At 75.9% G+C, this 16,963-nt stretch carries 15 protein-coding genes; 7 read left to right on the forward strand and 8 right to left on the reverse strand.

Going from position 1 to position 16,963, the window contains the following annotated elements; translation table 11 throughout:
• The first annotated feature begins 144 nt into the window (after positions 1-144).
• Genes EMA09_RS00450 through EMA09_RS00460 form a run of 3 tightly spaced genes read left to right on the forward strand, consistent with a single transcriptional unit; the run spans position 145 to position 3,062 of the window.
• Positions 145-1,287 carry a Gfo/Idh/MocA family oxidoreductase gene (locus EMA09_RS00450; protein ID WP_129837773.1) on the forward strand — a complete coding sequence of 381 codons (1,143 nt, stop codon included), beginning with the start codon at positions 145-147 and terminating at the stop codon, positions 1,285-1,287.
• A gap of 55 nt (positions 1,288-1,342) precedes the next feature.
• Complete coding sequence (locus EMA09_RS00455; protein WP_129837775.1) at positions 1,343-2,281, forward strand: PmoA family protein; 939 nt, start codon at positions 1,343-1,345, stop codon at positions 2,279-2,281.
• A 31-nt stretch (positions 2,282-2,312) separates the two neighbouring features.
• Entirely contained in the window at positions 2,313-3,062 is a 750-nt protein-coding gene (locus tag EMA09_RS00460; protein WP_240796154.1) for a cupin, read from the forward strand.
• A gap of 79 nt (positions 3,063-3,141) precedes the next feature.
• Here the strand turns inward: EMA09_RS00460 and EMA09_RS00465 are convergent, their stop codons facing one another.
• Entirely contained in the window at positions 3,142-3,732 is a 591-nt protein-coding gene (locus EMA09_RS00465) for a TetR/AcrR family transcriptional regulator (RefSeq protein WP_129837777.1), read from the reverse strand.
• A gap of 165 nt (positions 3,733-3,897) precedes the next feature.
• Here EMA09_RS00465 and EMA09_RS00470 point away from each other — a divergent pair, with 165 nt between their 5' ends.
• Entirely contained in the window at positions 3,898-5,499 is a 1,602-nt protein-coding gene (locus EMA09_RS00470; RefSeq protein ID WP_129843751.1) for an MDR family MFS transporter, read from the forward strand.
• 84 nt (positions 5,500-5,583) lie between these two features.
• Positions 5,584-7,569: a hypothetical protein gene (locus tag EMA09_RS00475; protein ID WP_129837779.1), complete on the forward strand. Its 1,986-nt coding sequence runs from the start codon at positions 5,584-5,586 to the stop codon at positions 7,567-7,569.
• 13 nt (positions 7,570-7,582) lie between these two features.
• Here EMA09_RS00475 and EMA09_RS00480 read toward each other — a convergent pair whose 3' ends face one another.
• The 4 genes from EMA09_RS00480 to EMA09_RS00495 all read right to left on the reverse strand — a co-directional run bounded on the left by EMA09_RS00480 (position 7,583) and on the right by EMA09_RS00495 (position 12,051).
• Positions 7,583-8,020: a GNAT family N-acetyltransferase gene (locus tag EMA09_RS00480; protein ID WP_129837781.1), complete on the reverse strand. Its 438-nt coding sequence runs from the start codon at positions 8,018-8,020 to the stop codon at positions 7,583-7,585.
• A gap of 83 nt (positions 8,021-8,103) precedes the next feature.
• Positions 8,104-9,207: a peptidoglycan recognition family protein gene (locus EMA09_RS00485; RefSeq protein ID WP_346655798.1), complete on the reverse strand. Its 1,104-nt coding sequence runs from the start codon at positions 9,205-9,207 to the stop codon at positions 8,104-8,106.
• A gap of 142 nt (positions 9,208-9,349) precedes the next feature.
• The gene (locus EMA09_RS00490; RefSeq protein ID WP_129837785.1) at positions 9,350-9,967 is read right to left on the reverse strand and encodes an HXXEE domain-containing protein; all 618 of its coding nucleotides are present in this window, start codon (positions 9,965-9,967) and stop codon (positions 9,350-9,352) included.
• A 14-nt stretch (positions 9,968-9,981) separates the two neighbouring features.
• Positions 9,982-12,051, reverse strand: coding sequence for a S9 family peptidase (locus EMA09_RS00495; protein WP_129837787.1), 2,070 nt, complete (start codon positions 12,049-12,051; stop codon positions 9,982-9,984).
• A 489-nt stretch (positions 12,052-12,540) separates the two neighbouring features.
• Here EMA09_RS00495 and EMA09_RS00500 point away from each other — a divergent pair, with 489 nt between their 5' ends.
• Both EMA09_RS00500 and EMA09_RS00505 read left to right on the forward strand, forming a co-directional pair.
• Complete coding sequence (locus tag EMA09_RS00500) at positions 12,541-13,251, forward strand: transglycosylase SLT domain-containing protein (RefSeq protein WP_129837789.1); 711 nt, start codon at positions 12,541-12,543, stop codon at positions 13,249-13,251.
• A gap of 185 nt (positions 13,252-13,436) precedes the next feature.
• Complete coding sequence (locus tag EMA09_RS00505) at positions 13,437-13,730, forward strand: hypothetical protein (RefSeq protein WP_129837791.1); 294 nt, start codon at positions 13,437-13,439, stop codon at positions 13,728-13,730.
• Here the strand turns inward: EMA09_RS00505 and EMA09_RS00510 are convergent.
• The 3 genes from EMA09_RS00510 to EMA09_RS00520 form a co-directional block, all read right to left on the reverse strand.
• A complete protein-coding gene (locus EMA09_RS00510; protein ID WP_240796156.1) occupies positions 13,718-14,635 on the reverse strand; it encodes an aminoglycoside phosphotransferase family protein in 918 nt (305 codons plus the stop codon). The two genes, EMA09_RS00505 and EMA09_RS00510, sit on opposite strands and share 13 nt — an antisense overlap.
• A 119-nt stretch (positions 14,636-14,754) precedes the next feature.
• Positions 14,755-15,969 carry a glycosyltransferase gene (locus EMA09_RS00515; RefSeq protein WP_129837793.1) on the reverse strand — a complete coding sequence of 405 codons (1,215 nt, stop codon included), beginning with the start codon at positions 15,967-15,969 and terminating at the stop codon, positions 14,755-14,757.
• Between the two features lie 144 nt (positions 15,970-16,113).
• Positions 16,114-16,953 carry an SAM-dependent methyltransferase gene (locus EMA09_RS00520; protein WP_129837795.1) on the reverse strand — a complete coding sequence of 280 codons (840 nt, stop codon included), beginning with the start codon at positions 16,951-16,953 and terminating at the stop codon, positions 16,114-16,116.
• Positions 16,954-16,963: the final 10 nt, after the last annotated feature.

Below are 16,963 nucleotides of genomic sequence, written 5' to 3' on the forward strand. Positions count from 1 at the left end.
GACGGCCCGGCGGGGCGAAGCCGCCGGTACGGCGCGCCGCCGCAGGCCACGACCCCCCTTGTCCCGTCCCACGATCCGTGGTTGGCTTCGGACGCTTCCTCGGAAAGCGCTTGCTACGTCGATCACAGCGTGGAGTCCTCCCCCATGACAGAGCCGTCCGCAACCACGTCCTCCCCCCGCGTACGCGCCGCCGTCGTCGGCACCGGCGGCATCACCACCGGCGCCCACCTGCCCGCCATCGCCGCGCTCGCCGATCAGGTCGAGCTGGTCGCCGCGGTGGACGTCGCGCCCGAGCGGCTGGCGGCGTTCCGCTCCCGCGCGGCGGCAGAGGCCGGCGCCGAGGTGACCGGCTACACCGACCTCGCGGCCATGCTGGAGGCCGAGCGGCCCGGCCTCGTCCTCCTCGGGACGCCGCCGTCGCTCCACCACGGGCAGGCCCTCGCCGCGCTGCGGGCGGGCGCGTGGGTGTGGTGCGAGAAGCCGCTGTGCCTGTCGCTCGCCGAGTTCGACGAGCTGGCGGCGGCCGAGCGCGAGGGCGGACCGTACGTGGCCGTCGTGGCGCAGCACCGGTACGGCTCGGGCACGGTGCACGCCCGCGAGCTGCTGGAGTCGGGCGAGCTCGGGGCGCCGCGCGTCGCGCACTGCCAGACGACGTGGTACCGGGACACGGCGTACTACTCGGTCCCGTGGCGCGGCCGGTGGGCGACCGAGGGCGGCGGCCCGACGATGGGGCACGGCATCCACCAGACGGACCTGCTGCTGCACCTGCTCGGCGACTGGGTCGAGATCCGCGCCCTGGCCGCGCGGCTGGTGCACGACGTGGAGAGCGAGGACGTCTCGACGGCGCTGGTGCGGTTCGCGAACGGCGCGGTGGCCACGGTCGTCAACAGCGTGCTGTCGCCGGACGAGGTGAGCCGCATCCGCATCGACTGCGCCGACGCCACGGTCGAGCTGACGCACCTGTACGGGCACCGCAACGAGGACTGGGTGTACACGCCGCGCCCCGGCCTGCAGGACGAGGAGCGCATCAAGCGGTGGCGCACGCCGGCGGCCGATCTGCCCAGCTCCCACACGGCGCAGCTCGCCGGTGTGCTGGCCGCGATGCGGTCCGGTGAGCGGCCGCCGGTGGGCGGCGCGGACGCGCGGCGGACGCTGGAGTTCAACGCGGCGCTGTACAAGGCGGCGTTCACCGGGCTGCCGGTGAAGGCGGGCGAGATCACGCCGGACGACCCGTACTACCGCGCCATGCACGGCGACCACCCCGACTGGGCGCCCGCCGCCTCCTGACAGCGCGCCGAAGCACGAAGCACCGAGTCACGCGTACGAGCACCGAGGAGCCGTCTTGTCCACACCCCTGTCCGTCGAGCACGCGCTCGGCGAGCGGATCGCCGTCGCCGCCGGCGGTACCGAGATCCTGAGCTACGTCTACCGGCCCGACCCGGTGGAGTTCGAGTCGCGCAAGCCGTACGCCCACCCGGTCCGCACGCTGGGCGGCGCCCTGGTCACCGGTTACCGGCCGAACGACCATCGCTGGCACAAGGGCCTGCAGATGACGGCGAGCCACCTGTCCGAGCAGAACTTCTGGGGCGGGAACTCCTATCTCGGGCCGGACCGGGGTTATCAGCCCGTCCACGACCGGATCGGATCGATGCGGCACGAGGGGTTCCCCGTGCTGGAGGCCGACGCCGAGCGGGTCACGATCGCGGAGGACCTGACCTGGCTCAGCAACGCCGGGGAGGCGTGGGCGGCCGAGCGGCGCACGCTGACCGTCCACTCGGCCGACGCGGCGGACGGCTCCTGGGCGCTGGACTGGGCCATCCACCTGACCAACACGCGGGGCGAGCCGCTGCGGTTCGGCAGCCCGACGACGGCCGGGCGCGAGATGGCCGGCTACACGGGTCTGCAGTGGCGCGGCCCGCGCGACTTCACCGGCGGAACGGTTCTGCTCCCGGGTGGTCCGCTCCCGGACGAGGAGGCGATGGGCACTCCTGCGGCCGAGGCGCGGTGGCTCGGTTTCACGGCCGAGCGCGACGACACGGACGCGCACACGACGCTGCTGTTCGTGCACGCGCCGGAGAACACGACGGCGTCCGCCGTGCACCCGTCGCACTGGTTCGTGCGCTCGCAGCCGATTCCGACGGTGGCGTTCTCGTGGGCGTTCTTCGAGGAGTTCGAGCTGGCGCACGGCGAGTCGTTCTCCTACCGCTACCGCGTCGTCTTCGCGGACGGGGCGTGGGACGCGGAGCGCGCGGAACGGTATGTGGAGAACCAGCGCTGGTGACAGCGGTACGACGGCGAGAGAGGCGATCACCGTGACGTTGCGCAATCCCCTTCCGGGGGCGGTCGGGCTGTCCCACATCTCGGCCTACGAATGGCCGGCCGCCGACGGCGTGTGCGGCGGCAGCCCGCACCTGCACCTGGCGTGCGCCGAGGCGTACGTCGTGACGGACGGCAGCGGCGCGGTGCAGACCCTCACGCCGGACGGCTACGCGGAGACGCCGCTGCGGCCGGGGGTCGTCGCCTGGTTCACGCCGGGGACGGTGCACCGCATGGTCAACGGGGACGGGCGGCTGCGGGTGACCGTGCTCATGCAGAACAGCGGCCTGCCCGAGGCCGGCGACGCCGTGCTCACCTTCCCGCCGGAGTACCTGGCCGATCCGCGGCGCTACGCGGAGGCCGCGGCGCTGCCGGCCGGGGAGGAGGAGGCGGCCCGCGCCGCGGTGCGCCGCCGGGATCTCGCCGTCGAGGGGTACCTCACGCTGCGGGACGCGCTGCGGGCCGGTGATCCGGGGCCGCTGCGGGAGTTCCACGCGGCCGCGGTACGGCTGCTTGCGCCGAAGGTTCCGGCGTGGCGCGAGCGGTGGCGGGACGGCGCGCTGGCCGCGGCTCAGGCGACGGGCGCGGTGCTGGACGCCCTGGAGCGGGGCGACGGCACTCATCTGGACGGCGCGCGGGTCACCTCGACCGGGCCGACGCGGCCCGACGGCTTCGGGATGTGCGGCCGGCGCCAGGAGTACGAGATCCCGGACACGACCGTGCCGCCGCGGTCCCCCGCCGGCTGACGGCCGGACCGCTCAGGCGCCCGCAGACAGGCTTCCCGGAGATCCGGGGGGCCTGTCGGCGTTTCCGTGCCCCGCCGCCTCAGGCGAACGGCCGCGCGACCTGGTCGAGGTAGGCCGTGATGACGGTGCCGAAGTCGCCGGGGTCCTCGTCGCGCAGCCATGCCGCCGTGGCCAGCCGCAGGGCGGTCAGGAAGGAGGCGGCGATGATGTCGGGGCGGACGTCGGCCGTGCCGGGCCGGCCGGTGATGGCCTCGGCGACCTCGCGCTCCAGGGTGACGCGCTGCGCGAGCTGGCGGGCGAGGAGCGAGGGGTGGCGCAGGGCGAGGCGGCTGCGCAGGACCCAGTCGCGGTCCCTGACGGTGTGGTCGCCCTGCGCGTACACCTCGGTGACGGCGCCGCGCAGGGCGGTCCAGGCCGACTCGTCGGCCGGCCGCTCGCGGAGCGCGGCGAGCAGGGTCCTGCTGTGCACGTGGTCGCCGAAGAGGAGGGCGTCCTCCTTGTCGGAGAAGTAGTTGGAGAACGTGCGACGCGAGATGCCGACGGCGTCGGCGATGGCCTCGACGGTGACGTTGTCGATGCCGTGTTCCACGGACAGGCGGAGGGTCGCCTCGTGTACGGCCCGCCGGGTGGCGGCCTTCTTGCGTTCGCGCAGTCCAGCGGTGGTGTGCATGCCTCCATGATGCCTCATGGGCCACGAAAATTGCCCATTGGGAAAAGATGCCCAGTGTGCAGTACGCTCGATGTCGTACCTGTTCCCGACCGTCCCCCAGGAGGTTCGCGCGTGAGCGCACACACGGCCGCATCGCCCGGCACCGCGCAGCCGGGCGCCCAGCCGATGGACCACCGGCACGTTCTGCGCGCGATGAGCGGCCTGCTCATCGTGCTGTTCATGGCGATGATCAGCTCGACCGTCGTCTCCGTGGCCCTGCCGCAGATCATCGGCTCGCTCAACGGCTCGCAGACCCAGTACACGTGGGTGGTCACCGCCACGCTGCTCGCCTCGACGGCCTCCACCCCGATCTGGGGCAAGCTCGCCGACCTGTTCAGCAAGAAGCTGCTGCTCCAGATAGCCATCGGCCTGTTCACCGTCTCGGCCCTGGCCTGCGGTTTCGCCCAGAACGCCGGACAGCTCATCGCCTTCCGCGTCGTCCAGGGCCTCGGCATGGGCGCCCTGCAGGTACTGGTCCAGGTGATCATCGCGGCGATGGTCAGCCCCAAGGAGCGCGGCCGGTACAACGGCTACCTCGGCGGCGTCATGGCCGTCGCCACGGTCGGCGGCCCGCTGCTCGGCGGCGCCATCACCGACGTCTCCTGGCTCGGCTGGCGCTGGTGCTTCTTCGTCGCCGTGCCGTTCACCGCGCTGGCGTTCGTCATGCTGACGCGGACGCTGCACCTCGCCGAGACCCGCCGTCCGGAGACCCGGGTCGACTACGCGGGCGCCTCGCTGATCGCCGCGGGCGTCAGCCTCCTGCTGCTGTGGGTCACCTTCGTCGACAACGAGTTCGCGTGGCTGTCGTGGCAGACGGCCGCGATGGTCGCCGGCACCATCGTGCTGCTCGGCGCGGCGGTGGTCGTCGAGGCCCGCGTGCGGGAGCCCGTCGTGCCGCTGCACGTCATCCGGCGCCGTGACCCGGCCCTCGCCATCATCGCGAGCCTGGCCGTGGGCATGGCCATGTTCGGCGGCGCGGTGTTCATGGGCCAGTACTTCCAGATCGGCCGCGGCTACTCCCCCACCGAGGCGGGCCTGCTCACGATCCCGATGATGGCCGGCGTGCTGCTGTCCTCGTCCGTCGCGGGCCGCATGGTCTCGCGCACCGGCAGGGTCAAGCCGTACATCCTGGCCGGTGTCGTCGTCCTGACGCTCGGCTTCTTCCTCCTGTCGTTCATCGACCACGGGACGTCGCTGGTCTACGTGGGCGCCGGGATGTTCGCCGTCGGCGTCGGTGTCGGCATGTCGATGCAGAACCTCGTCCTGGTCGTCCAGAACACCGTCCCGCTGAACGAGATCGGCGCGGCCAGCGGCGCGATCACGTTCTTCCGCTCGCTGGGCGGCACCATCGGTGTCTCGGTGCTCGGCGCCGTCCTGGCCAACCAGGTCTCGGCCAAGATCGCGCGCGGTCTTGAGCGGCTCGGCATCGACCCCTCGGCGGCCGACTCGGCCGGGGGCGGCTCCACCCTGAACGTGGACGCCATGCCCGCGCCCGTCCGGGAGATCGTGCGCGGCGCCTACGGGGACGCGACCGGCCACATCTTCCTGATCTCGGCGGTCATCGCGCTGGTCGGCCTGGCCGCCGTGCTGTTCCTCACCCCGGCGACGCTGCGCGACAGCCTCGACCTGCAGAAGCCGCAGCCGGCCCCGGCGGACGGGGAAGCCGCCGCCGGCGGGGAGCGGCCCGAGCCGGCCGCGGCGGTCTCCCCCGCCGGCGACAGCCGGTAGGACACGCGGTGACGCGCCCGTGTCCGCCCCCAGGGGCGGGCACGGGCGCAGTCGCGTCCGGGGTCCGTCGATAGAGTCGCACGGGTGTGGGAGGGACTGGACGCCGTCGATTGGGCGTCGCTGGAGCACAACCGGGGCACCGCCGCCGATGTACCGGCGCTGCTGCGCAGGTGCGGCGGAACAGATCCGGCCGGCGCGGTGAGCGCCGCGGAGGACCTGACCGACCTCCTCTTCCACCAGGGCGGCTGGATCTGCCCGGCCGCCCCGGCGGCGCTCCCCTTCCTGATCCGCCTCGCCGCGTCGCCGCACCTGCCCGGCCGGCACGCGGCGCTCGACCTGGTGGCGGTGCTGGCGGGGGAGGCCACCGAGGTCGCCGACCGGTTCGTCGCCGCCGACTGGCCACGGGCCTGGGGGGCGGCCCTGCCGGACATCATCGCCCTGCTGGACGACCCCGGGCCGCGCATCCGCCGCACCGCCGCCGACGTGCTGCGCGTCTGCGCGAGCCCCGGGCGGCTCGTCCTGCCGGCTCTGCTGCGCCGTCTGCGGGCCGAGGACGACCCGGCCACCCGCCTCGACCTGATCCTCGCCACCGGCCGGGCGCTCGCTCGGGAGCCCGCAGGCGCCCTCGCCACCGAGGCGTCCGGCCTGCTGCGGAGCCTGCTGGCGGCCCCCGGGGAGCAGACCCGCCTGGCGGCGGTGCACGCGCTCGCCCCGCACGAGCCGGGGCTCCCCGCACGGCGGCTCGGACACCTGCTGACGGCGGTGCGCGATCCCGGGGTCGGCATCTGGCGCGACACAACATCGATGGAGTGCGGGGCGCGCGGCATGCACCAGTGGACGGCGGCTCTGCTCGACGGCCCGTCCCCCGCCTTCGTCCTCGGCCTGCTGGCGGACCATCCCGACGAGCAGCAGCGGATCGGCGCCCTGGAACAGGCAGGCAGGCTGCTGGGCGCGTGGCGCTCCCCCGCCCCCGCGCTGCTGCCCCGCATCGCGGAACGCCTGGCGGACCCCGCCCCCGAGGTCCGCTTCCGGGCGGCCGAGCTGCTCGCCTGCCTCGGCCCGGCCGCGGCGGCGTACGCCGACGGGGTGGCCGCCCTCCTCGGCGACACCGCCGCACGAGGCGAACGGGCACCGGCGGCCGTCGCCGACGCCGCCCTGTGGGCGCTGGCCCGGACGGGGGACCCGCGCTGTCTGCCGGACGTGCTGGCGCTGCTGTCCGGCGAACGGCCCGGCTTCACGGCCGCCGCACTGCTCGACCTCGGCACGGACTGGCACCACCCCCAGCTCCCCCCGCTGCCCGGGCTGCTGGAGCGCCTCGGCGGGTATGCCGACGTGCTCGCCCCCGCCGTCGCCGACCGGCTCGGCCCGGACACGGACGACCGCCTGCTGCGCGACCTGTGCCGGGTCCTCGGCGCGTGGGGACCCGCCGCCGGGGCCGCCGTCCCCCGGCTGCTGTCCCTCCTGGAGGACGACCGGACCTGGGCGCCGGCCGCGGAGGCCCTGGCCGGGATCGGGGCGGCGGGCGCGGCAGGCGGGGACGCCCTGCGGGCGCTGGCGCGCGCCGACGGCCCCGCGGCGGACCTGGCAGCCCGGGCCTGCCTGCGGGTCACCGGCGATCCCGGCCCGCTCCTGGACGCTCTCGCCCGCGCGGCCGCCGTGGACGGCGGACTCCCCCACACGCGGCTCCGCCGCTTCGCGGACCTCGGGCACCGCGCCGCCCCCTGGGCGGACCGGTTCCGCGCGCTGACCGGCGCCGCCGACCCGTGGACACGCGTCGAGGCGGCCCACGCCCTGTGGGCCGCCACCGGCGACACCGGCACGGCCGTGCCGGTCCTCACCTCGGTCCTGCGGGAGCTGGACGAGGGCCCCTGGCTGCTCGTCCGGCTCGCCGCGGTGCGTCACCTCACACGCGTCGGCCCGGCGGCGGGCGCCGCCGCCGGTCTCCTGCGGGACGTGCCCGGCCGCGACCGGAGGGTGTGCCGGAGCGGCGGCCTGCCGGGCTTCCTCGACGACGAGTCCTTCCGCGCCGCCGTCCGCGCGCTGCTGGCCGCCGCCGGCCCCGCCGCGTGACCGCGCCGCCCGATCAGGCCGGGAACGTGTGGAGCATGAGCCGGCCGGGGTCCGGCGGGGCCGTGAAGCCCGCGCGGGCGTAGAACGCGTGGGCGTCGCGCGTCATGAGCAGCATGCGGGTGAGGCCGAGCGGCTCCAGGGTGTCCTTCACCGCGGCGACGAGCCGGCCGCCGAGGCCACGGCCACGATGCTCCCGCGCGACGTACACGTCGCACAGCCAGGCGAACGTGACGTGGTCGGTGACGACGCGCGCGTAGCCCACCTGGGGGCCGGAGGGCGCGTACAGGCCGAAGTTGAGGGAGCCGCGGACGCTCCGCTCCACGGTGGCGAGGTCGCGGCCGTGCGCCCAGTACGCGTCGGTCGAGAGCCAGTGGTGGATCAGGGGCACGTCGAGGCGGGCGGTGTCGGTGCTGATCTCGTAGCCGTCGTCCCCGGGTGTGGGCGTGGTCATGGCCGGACATCCTACGGACCGTCCGGCGGGGCGGTAAGGGTGCGGCGGGGCGCGGTGGGCCTCGGGCGACGGCCGTCCCGGTGTCAGGCGGCGGGGGTGTCGCCGGTGACCAGGGACATGTAGAAGTCCCAGTCCCACAGCGGTCCCGGATCCGTGTGGTCGTTGCCCGGGACCTCCGCGTGGCCGAGGATGTGGCGCCGGTCCCTCGGGATGCCGTACCGGTCGGTGAGGTGGCGGGTCAGGGCGGCGGACGAGCGGTACATCGTGTCGGTGAACCAGGCGGCATCGTCCACCCAGCCCTCGTGTTCGATCCCGATGCTGTACGCGTTCCCGTCCCGGGCGTGCCAGGCGGTGTCGGCGTCGCGCACCATCTGCGTGACGTCGCCGTCGGCGGAGCGGACGACGTAGTGCGCGCTGACCTCGGCGGCCGGGTCCTGGAACCAGGCGATGGAGCCGGCGTAGGAGCCCTGGGTGACGTGGATGACGACGACGCTGATCGGTTCGGTGCGGCCGGCGGCGTAGTTCTCGGGATGGGCGGGCGCCCAGTGGGCCGGCGGGTAGTCCTCGCTGCCGGGAGCGGGGCCGGCGTCCGCGTACGTGCCGAGTTCGGGGGTGACGGCGCTGGGGTCGACGTCCACCGTCGTGCCGTCGTCGAGGACGGCGTGGATGCCGGTGCGCAGGAGGGCGTAGACGGTGTCGGCGTACAGGCGGGCCGTCGTGTCGTCGCCGGCGCCGCCGTAGCGGGCGACGGCCGTGTACCAGGCGGCGGGGTCGGCGCGGTCGGCCGCGTCCAGGCCGAGACGGTCGGCCTCGGCGCGCAGGACGGCGGCGGCGCCCCGGATGTTGGCGCCCGTGTCCCGGCGCAGGTCGGCCGCCGGGAGGCCGGTCTCCTCGGCGGCGGTCCGCAGCGTGCGGTGGGCCGGGGTGTCCACGAGGTGCATGACCCCGTAGCCGCCCGCGAGGCTCGGCAGGCCGTCGTGGTCGTCGAGCCGTGTCTCGCCGTAGCCGATGGCGACCAGCAGGTCGCGGGGGACGCCGAAGTCGGCGGCGGCCCGGGCGAACGCGGTGCCGACCGTGCCGTCCCCCGAGGCGGCGGCGGGGCCGGCGGCGGTCAGCAGGGCGGCGAGGGCGGCGCCCGCGAGCGCGGCGGCGCACGGCCGTCGCAGGGGAACGGGTCGGGGCGGCACGGTCCTCCTGTCGGGGCTGCGGCGCGCTGCGTCCCGGGTCGCGGACGCGCGCCGGGCACCACCCTCGGCACGCCGCGCGCGCATGTCGACGCGCCGGGCCGGCGCGCCGTCCGCCGCGCGCCGGGAAACACCCGGCCGGCGGTCAGGGTCTGTCCGGCGGATCCCGCCTGTCTCGCGACAGGACCCGGCGGACAGACCCTGAGCGGCGCGGCCGCCCGCGTCCGCCGGTGAGCCGCCGCGCGGCCGCGTGCGCCCCGGCCGTGGCCGCGGCGGCGAGCGCCGCCCCCCGCACGGCGTCGAGCGGACGGGCCGGTGCCGGGACCCCGGCGCGCCGCAGCTCGCGGCGCGCCCACAGGGTGAAGGGGACGACGACCAGCGGCGCGGTGACCGAGCCCGGCGTGTACCCGCGGACGACGGCGGCCTGCGCCAGGTGGGCGGCGCCGTGCAGCCCGAAGCCGTCGAGGGCGGCGCGGTACGCGGCGGACCGCCCACCGGTGCGGTACCCGTCGGCCGCGGCGGCGGCCACCAGGACGGCCATCACTGCCACGGCGGCCGTGAACTCGCGCCTGCGGGTGGCCGCCAGGCGCCGCCACACCCCGTCCGGCACCCACGGGAGGCGGTCGCGCAGACCCGGTGCCACCGTACGGGTCCAGCGCGGCACCGTGACCACCTCCTCCAGGTCGTGCACAGCCCAGGCAGCCAGCAGGCCGAGGGTGACGGCCGCTCCCGCGCCGTCCCGCCGCCGCGCGTCACCGTCCACGGCCACGACGGTGCTCAGCCCAGGAGCCCGGGACGCCGCCACTCCTCGCCGAGCACGTGCTGCGCCAGGAACGCGAAGACCGTCTCGTACCAGACCTTCGCGTGGTTCGGCGTCAGGATCCAGTGGTTCTCGTCGGGGAAGTAGAGGAACTTGTGCGGGCTGGTGCCGTCCGCCCTCCCGTGCTTCGCCTGGAGGTCGGTCCACAGGCGCAGCGCCTCGCCGAACGGCACCCGGTAGTCCCGGTCGCCGTGGATCACGAGCATCGGGGAGGTGATGGCGTCGATGAAACGGTGCGGCGAGTTGGCCTCGGCGATCTCGGGCGTGAACTCGTCGGCGAACCCGTACGCGTAGTCGCTGACGCGGACGGCGTGCTCCAGCGTCCACAGCGAGGCGTGCGTCACGATGGCGCGGAAGCGGTCGGTGTGGCCGGCGACCCAGTTGGCCATGTAGCCGCCGTAGCTGCCGCCCATCGCGGCGGTGCGGGTCGCGTCGATCTCGGGACGGCGTTCCGCCGCGTCGGTGACGGCCATGAGGTCGGTGTACGGGGCGCCGCCCCACTGGCCCCAGCCGCGCCGGACGAAGTCCACGCCGTAGCCGGTGGACAGGGCCGGGTCGGGCTGCAGGACGGCGTAGCCGCGGGCGACGGCGAGCCACTGGTTCCAGCGCCACGACCAGGCGTTGGTCGAGGCGACCGGGCCGCCGTGGATCCACAGCAGGAGCGGTGCGGGCCGGTCGGCGGACGCGTCCTCGGGGAGGGAGAGCCAGGCGCGCAGCGGCGTGCCGTCCTCGGCGGTGGTCGTGACCTCGGTGAGCCGGCCCGGCAGGTCGGCCGGGCGCCCCAGTGCCTCGGCCGGTCCCGGCAGGTGTTCGACGGCGCCGCTGCCGTCGAGGGCGACGCGGACGGGGGCCGGCGGGCTGTCGAGGGCCGAGCGCAGCGCGTAGACCCAGCGGCCGTCCGGTGCGACCTGGGGGTTCGTGTAGGCGCCGTCGTCGGGCGTGAGACGGGTGACCTCGCCGGTCGTGGCGTCGATCCGCCACAGCGGGCTGCGGCCGCCGTCGTCGGCGGGTGTCACGAGCGCCGCGCCGTCGGGCGTCCAGACCGGGGCGAGCGGCCAGCGGTCCCACTCGCGCGCCAGGTCGCGGGCCGGGCCGCCGTCGAGGGGCACGAGGGTGAGCCAGCAGTCGCCCGGGTCGTCGGGGGTGAAGCGGCGCGTGACGGGGACGGCGGCGACGGTGCCGTCCGGGGAGACGCTGGGCGCGCCGTGGTCGAGCCGCGGGTCGTCGACGAGCGTGCGCCGCTCCCCCGTCGCCACGTCGACGGCGACGAGCGTGAAGTACTGCCCGCCCCGCTCCTCCGGCACGACCCAGGCGGCGACAACGGTCCGGCCGTCGGGCGACAGGTCCCAGCCGCCGTCATCGTGCAGCGCGGGGCCGACGTGTCCGGTGATGTCGCGCGGATCGGGGGCCTCGCCGGTGGTGGCGATGTCGTCGGGCAGGTCGGCGGCCAGCAGCCGGGTGGTGCCGGGGCCGAGGTCGTGGTCCCACAGCCGGACCTGGGTGGCCTCGTGGAGGATCGCGGTGACCTTGGCCTTGCCCCGTGTCTCGCGCAGCTCGGCGTCGTGCGCCGGGTCGGTGGCGGACGGCAGGAGGTCGGCCGCGAGGACGACCGTGCCGGATGCGCCGCAGCGCACCGCGCCGACGCCGCCGGCCGGGTGGGCGATCACCCGCGCGTCGCCGCCGGCGGCGGGCTGGAGCCACAGCGCGGGGGCGTCCTGGCCGCTCGTCTCGCCGGGGCCCGGCCGCGAGGAGACGAAGAGGAGGTCGCCGCCGGGGGTGAACGCCGGCCCCGAGGCCGCCTTGTCGCCCCGGGTCAGCGGACGGGCCGGGCGCCCGCCCGCCGGGTCGACGTCCCACAGCGCGGAGACGAAACGGGTCCCGTCGGCGCCGGGCACGGACGCGGTGGCGACCAGACGGCGGCCGTCGGGCGAGAGGACCAGGCCGCCGAGACGGGGCAGGGCGGAGAAGGTGTCGAGGTCGTGGAACGGCGTGGCGGGCTGCGACGGGTCGCCGGCGTGTTGCGTCATCCGGTCTTCCTATCACCAGGTACCCCGGCCGGATCAAGGGTGGGGATGATCACGGCATCCCGGGCGGACCGCTCCTCCGGGCGGTGCCGTGGTGCGGCCGGCCGGTCCCCGGGACCCGGCCGGTCCGGGGCCGCCGGGGCACCGGCACGTGGGGCGGGTGACAGGAGGACAGGTCCCGCGGCCCTGTCCTCGGCGGGGCACACGTCCGCGGGACGGCGTGCGGCGCGGTCGGGCGGACACGGATCGTGAGAGCGGGGCCGTGCTCCTGTGAGGCGGAGCACGTGACCCGCGCCACATACCATGCCGCATAGTAGTTCGCACTCGCAACCACCCGTGCGGCGCCCGGGAGTGGGGCGGGTACCGGGTCCTTCGGCTACGGAGATGGCTCGTAAGTCCCGTGCTTGCCGCCCGTTCGCCGACGTGTCGAGTATGACGGCTCGTCCGCAATCGCGACGTTCACCGCCTACCTGCGAACGAGGTACCCCCGCAATGACCGCGACACGTTCCACCGCCTTCCGAAGGACCTGGGCGCGCAAGGCCTCGATCGCCGGCGTCCTGACCGCCGGCGCCGCCGCCCTGACCGTCTCCCTCGTCCCGGGCAACGCCGCGGCCGCCGCCGGACCGGCCCGCGTCGCCAGCGCGACCGTGGCGCCGATGGCGTTCACCGGCCTGACCGACGGGCAGAGCGCCACGACCGTGAGCGACACGCTCGGCGGCACCCAGCAGATCCTCGACCTCACCCCCGAGGCCGGGACCGCACCGGCCGGCTCGACCGCCGAGAGCGCGCCCGAGACCTCATCCTCGGCCGCCGGGGCGACGGAGAGCACGGAGCCCGCCGAGGCCCCCGAGTCCACCGGCACCGCGGAGACCACGCAGTACCCGGACACCCTGGACGGCTGGATCCGCGAGGCCATGGCGATCATGGACGAGCACGGCATCCCCGGGTCCTACGAGGGCATCTACCGGAACATCATGCGCGAGTCCAGCGGCAACCCGAACGCCATCAACCTCTGGGACATCAACGCCCAGAACGGCGTCCCCTCCAAGGGCCTGCTCCAGGTGATCCAGCCGACGTTCGACGCCTACCACGTCGAGGGCACCTCCTGGGACCTGTACGACCCGGTCGCCAACATCGTCGCCGCCTGCAACTACGCGGCCGACCGTTACGGCTCGATGGACAACGTGTGGGGCGCCTACTGACCGTCGGCCCCCGCGGCACGGACCCCCGGCGCGGCGGCGGGCACCCGGATCCTTCCGGGCGCCCGCCGCCGCGCCGTCGTCGTGCCGGGCCCGGTTCCGCGGGCCGCGCGGCGGGCATGCTCGCAAGCGGCCGCGGCGGCCGGGCTCCCGCCCGGCCCGCGGACGCGGCCCGATCGGAGGAGACCATGACCCGCGCCCGCGTCACCCTGACCTTCCTGGCCGCCTCGGCCGCCGCGGCCGCCGCGCTCGCCACCGTGCCGGCGCAGGCGGCGGACGCCGGCGCGCTCGGCGCCTGCGCCGAACTGGTCGGCCAGGCTCCCGGCAGCGCCGACCTGCGCAACGACTGCGGCGTGCCCATCGAGGCGTCCGTGGCCGTGACCGGCCAGGCCGACCCGGCGTGCGTGCCGATAGCGGCGTACGGCACCGCCGTCGTGCGCTGGGAGGGCGACGGCACGGCGGAGTACGCCTACGACTGCTGACCCGCCGCCCCGGCGCGGTCGGCGACGACCTCGGCGATGACGTGGCGCGCGGTGGCGGCGAGCGCCGGGTTCCTGTCGCGGTAGTACGGGAGCTGGATGAGCGCGATCGACAGTGCCCGGCCGCGGCCGCGCGCCCAGGTCGCGTCGTCGGCGCCCAGCCCGGCACGGAAGACGCCGCGCGACGCGGCGGGCAGGAGGCTCCAGGCGACCGACAGGTCGACGGTGGGGTCGCCGGCCCCGACGCCGCCGAAGTCGATGACGGCGCTGAGCCGGTCCCCGGTGACGAGGACGTTCCCCGGCGACAGGTCACCGTGCGTCCAGACGCGCGGGGCGGGCTCCGGGGCGGGGGCGCGCAGGGCGTCGTCCCAGGCGGCGCCGGCCGCGCGGGTGTCGATCTCACCGCGCAGCGCCCGCAGGGCCTCCCGGGTGGGGGCGTCCCGCTCGGCGAGGGGAACGCCGCGCCCGGCGGGCGGCGCGCCCGCTGGATCGGCACGCCGCAGGGCCGTGATGAACGTGGCGAGGTCGGCGGCGAGGCGGTCCGGCAGCCCGGGGCGGCCGGCGACCGGGTTGCGGCCGTCCAGCCAGCGCAGGACGGACCACGGCCAGGGGAACCCCTCGCCGGGGACTCCCTCGGCCAGTGGCACGGGGACGGCCACCGGCAGATGCGGCGCCAGCCGGGGCAGCCAGCGCTGCTCGCGCTCGACGTTGCCGACCGCCGCGGGGATGCGCGGCAGACGCACCGCCATGGTGTCGCCGAGGCGGTACATGGCGTTGTCGGTGCCCGACGACGCGACGGGCGTGACCGGCAGGCCGCGCCACCGCGGGAACTGCGCGGCCACGAGCCTGCGGACGAGTGCGGTGTCGATGTCCGCCTCGTCGGCGTGCATACGGGTCGGGGTGCTCATGCGGGGCGGGTCCTCCACGGCGGCGGCGCGGGCTCACGGGCGGCCATCGCACCGCGCCCCGCCGCCCCCTGTCGACCCGTTTTCCGGCCGCGCCGTGTGACGGCGGGCGGCCGCAGCCGTCACACGGAGACGCGCGGCGGCCCGACGCGGCGGCCCGCGACCAGCTCCTCCAGGTCGGCCGGGGCCTGGGCGAGGTCGGGCAGGGCGAGGACGGCGAGCCGGGCGGCGCGCAGCCGTACCGCCGTGGCGTCGTCGGCGAGGACGGCGCGGCACGCGGCGGCGAGGGTGTCGGGCGCCGGGTCGGTGAGGTGGCGGCCGAGACCGAGGGCCTCGACACGGCGGGCGTTGTGCGGCTGGTCGCCGAACTGCGGGAGCACGACCATCGGTGTGGCGGTCCTGATGGCCTCGCGGACGCTGTTGTAGCCGCCGTGGGTGACGAACAGGTCGGCGCACTCCAGGAGGAGGGGCTGCGGCAGGCGGTCGGTGACGTGGACGTGCGGCGCGGGGGCCGGGCCGTCGAGGGGGATGCCGCCCGTGGCGACGACGGCGGTGCAGTCGAGGTCCGAGAGCCCGGCGACGATGTGCCGCAGCGGCTCGGCCGGGTCGGCCATGCCGGGCGGCACGGGGACGCCTGCCGCGATCATGGCGCGGACCATCGGCAGGGCCGTGCCGATGGCCGCGAAGACGAGCGGGCGGTCGCCCGGAAGGCGCGTCACCCAGCCGGGGAGGCCGGCCGTCCGCTCGACGGTCGTGGTCTGGCGGTACGCGTGCACGCGGCCGGGGAAGGGCGCGAACGAGTAGGCGGCCGGCAGGTAGTCGAACCGGCCGAAGGGCGCGACGGCGTCGGCCGCGTCGTTCGGGGGCAGCCCGACGGCGGCGCGCACGTCGGCGAGGACCGCGCGCACGACGCCGGGGTCGGCGGCGTTGGCGAAGCCGGAGGGGATCGGCAGGTGGGGGACGCCGAGGTCCTCGGCGACGAGGCACGCGGCGAGGTCCATCCCGTCGCGGATGAGGAGGTCCGGGCGGACCGCGCGGGCGAGACGGCTCAGGGCGGGGTGCGCCGCCCGGGCGCCCGGCCCGACCATCCCCTCGGTCAGCTTCCGGAAGCGGACCGCGGCGTCGCCGTCCATGCCCAGCGGGTCCACGTCCCCCGACAGCGGCGGGAACGGCGGCAGGCACACGTCCACGGCGACCCGGTCGGCGGCGAAGACGTGCGCGACGGCCTCGGTGGCCGCGATCGTGACCTCGTGCCCGGCGTCGGCGACGGCGCGGGCCAGGGGCAGCAGGGCACGGCCGTGCGACGGCGATCCCATCGAGGTGCACAGGACGCGCATGCGGGGTTCCTCCGGGCGTGGGGCGGCGGCGTACGGGGACGCCCGGGAACGGCCGGACGCCCTCGGGACCTGCCCGGATGCCCGGCCGTTCCACCGCCGCCGGCACCGACATCACCCGATCAAGTGACGCACGGCCCGGCGGGGTCAGCCGTCCTTGCGCGCGACGCCCGCGTAGAGGGCGACCTCCGGGTCCGACAGCTCGGGCACGGCCGCCGTTCCCGCCGGGCCGCCGGCGTCCGGGCGCCAGTGGTGCGCGAGGACGAGACCGGGATCGAGGAGGGTCAGGCCGTCGAAGAACGCCGCCACCTCGCCGTGGTCACGCGTCTGACCGGTCTGCCCCGTACCGGCCGAGCGGGCGAACGCGGCCTGGCGCTCGTGCTGTTCCGGCGTCAGGTAGTCCGAGGTCGCGTGCGAGAGGATCAGGTGGCTGCCGGGCGCGAGGACGTCGAGGTAGCGCCGCAGGATGTCGTGGGGGCGCTGCTCGTCCGTGATGTAGTGCATCAGCGCGCACAGGGACAGCGCGACGGGCCTGCGGAAGTCGATCAGCTCCGTCACCACCGGGTCGCCGAGGACCTCGTCGGGCTCGGTGACGTCGGCGAAGACGTAAGTGGTGCGGCCCTCCGGCGTGCTGCGCAGCAGTGCCTGCGCGTAGAGCAGGACGATGCGGCGGTTGTCCACGTACGCGACGCGGGCGGTCGGGTCGGCCGCCTGCGCCACCTCGTGCAGGTTGGGGCTGGACGGGATGCCCGTGCCGAGGTCGAGGAACTGCGTGATCCCCGCCTCGCGGGTGAGGGTCCGCACGGCGCGGTGCATGAAGGCGCGGTTGGCGAGTGCGGCACCGCGGGCGGCGGGGAAGACGTCCATGACGCGCTCGGCGGCGAGGGCGTCCACCGGGTAGTGGTTCTTCCCGTTCCTGCCGTGCAGGAGGTAGTCGTAGATCCGGGCCGGGTCCGGGGCCTCGGTGTCGACCTGGAGTTCGTGCACGCTGCTTCTC

The sequence above is a fragment of the Streptomyces sp. RFCAC02 genome, assembly GCF_004193175.1.
GTDB lineage: Bacteria > Actinomycetota > Actinomycetes > Streptomycetales > Streptomycetaceae > Streptomyces.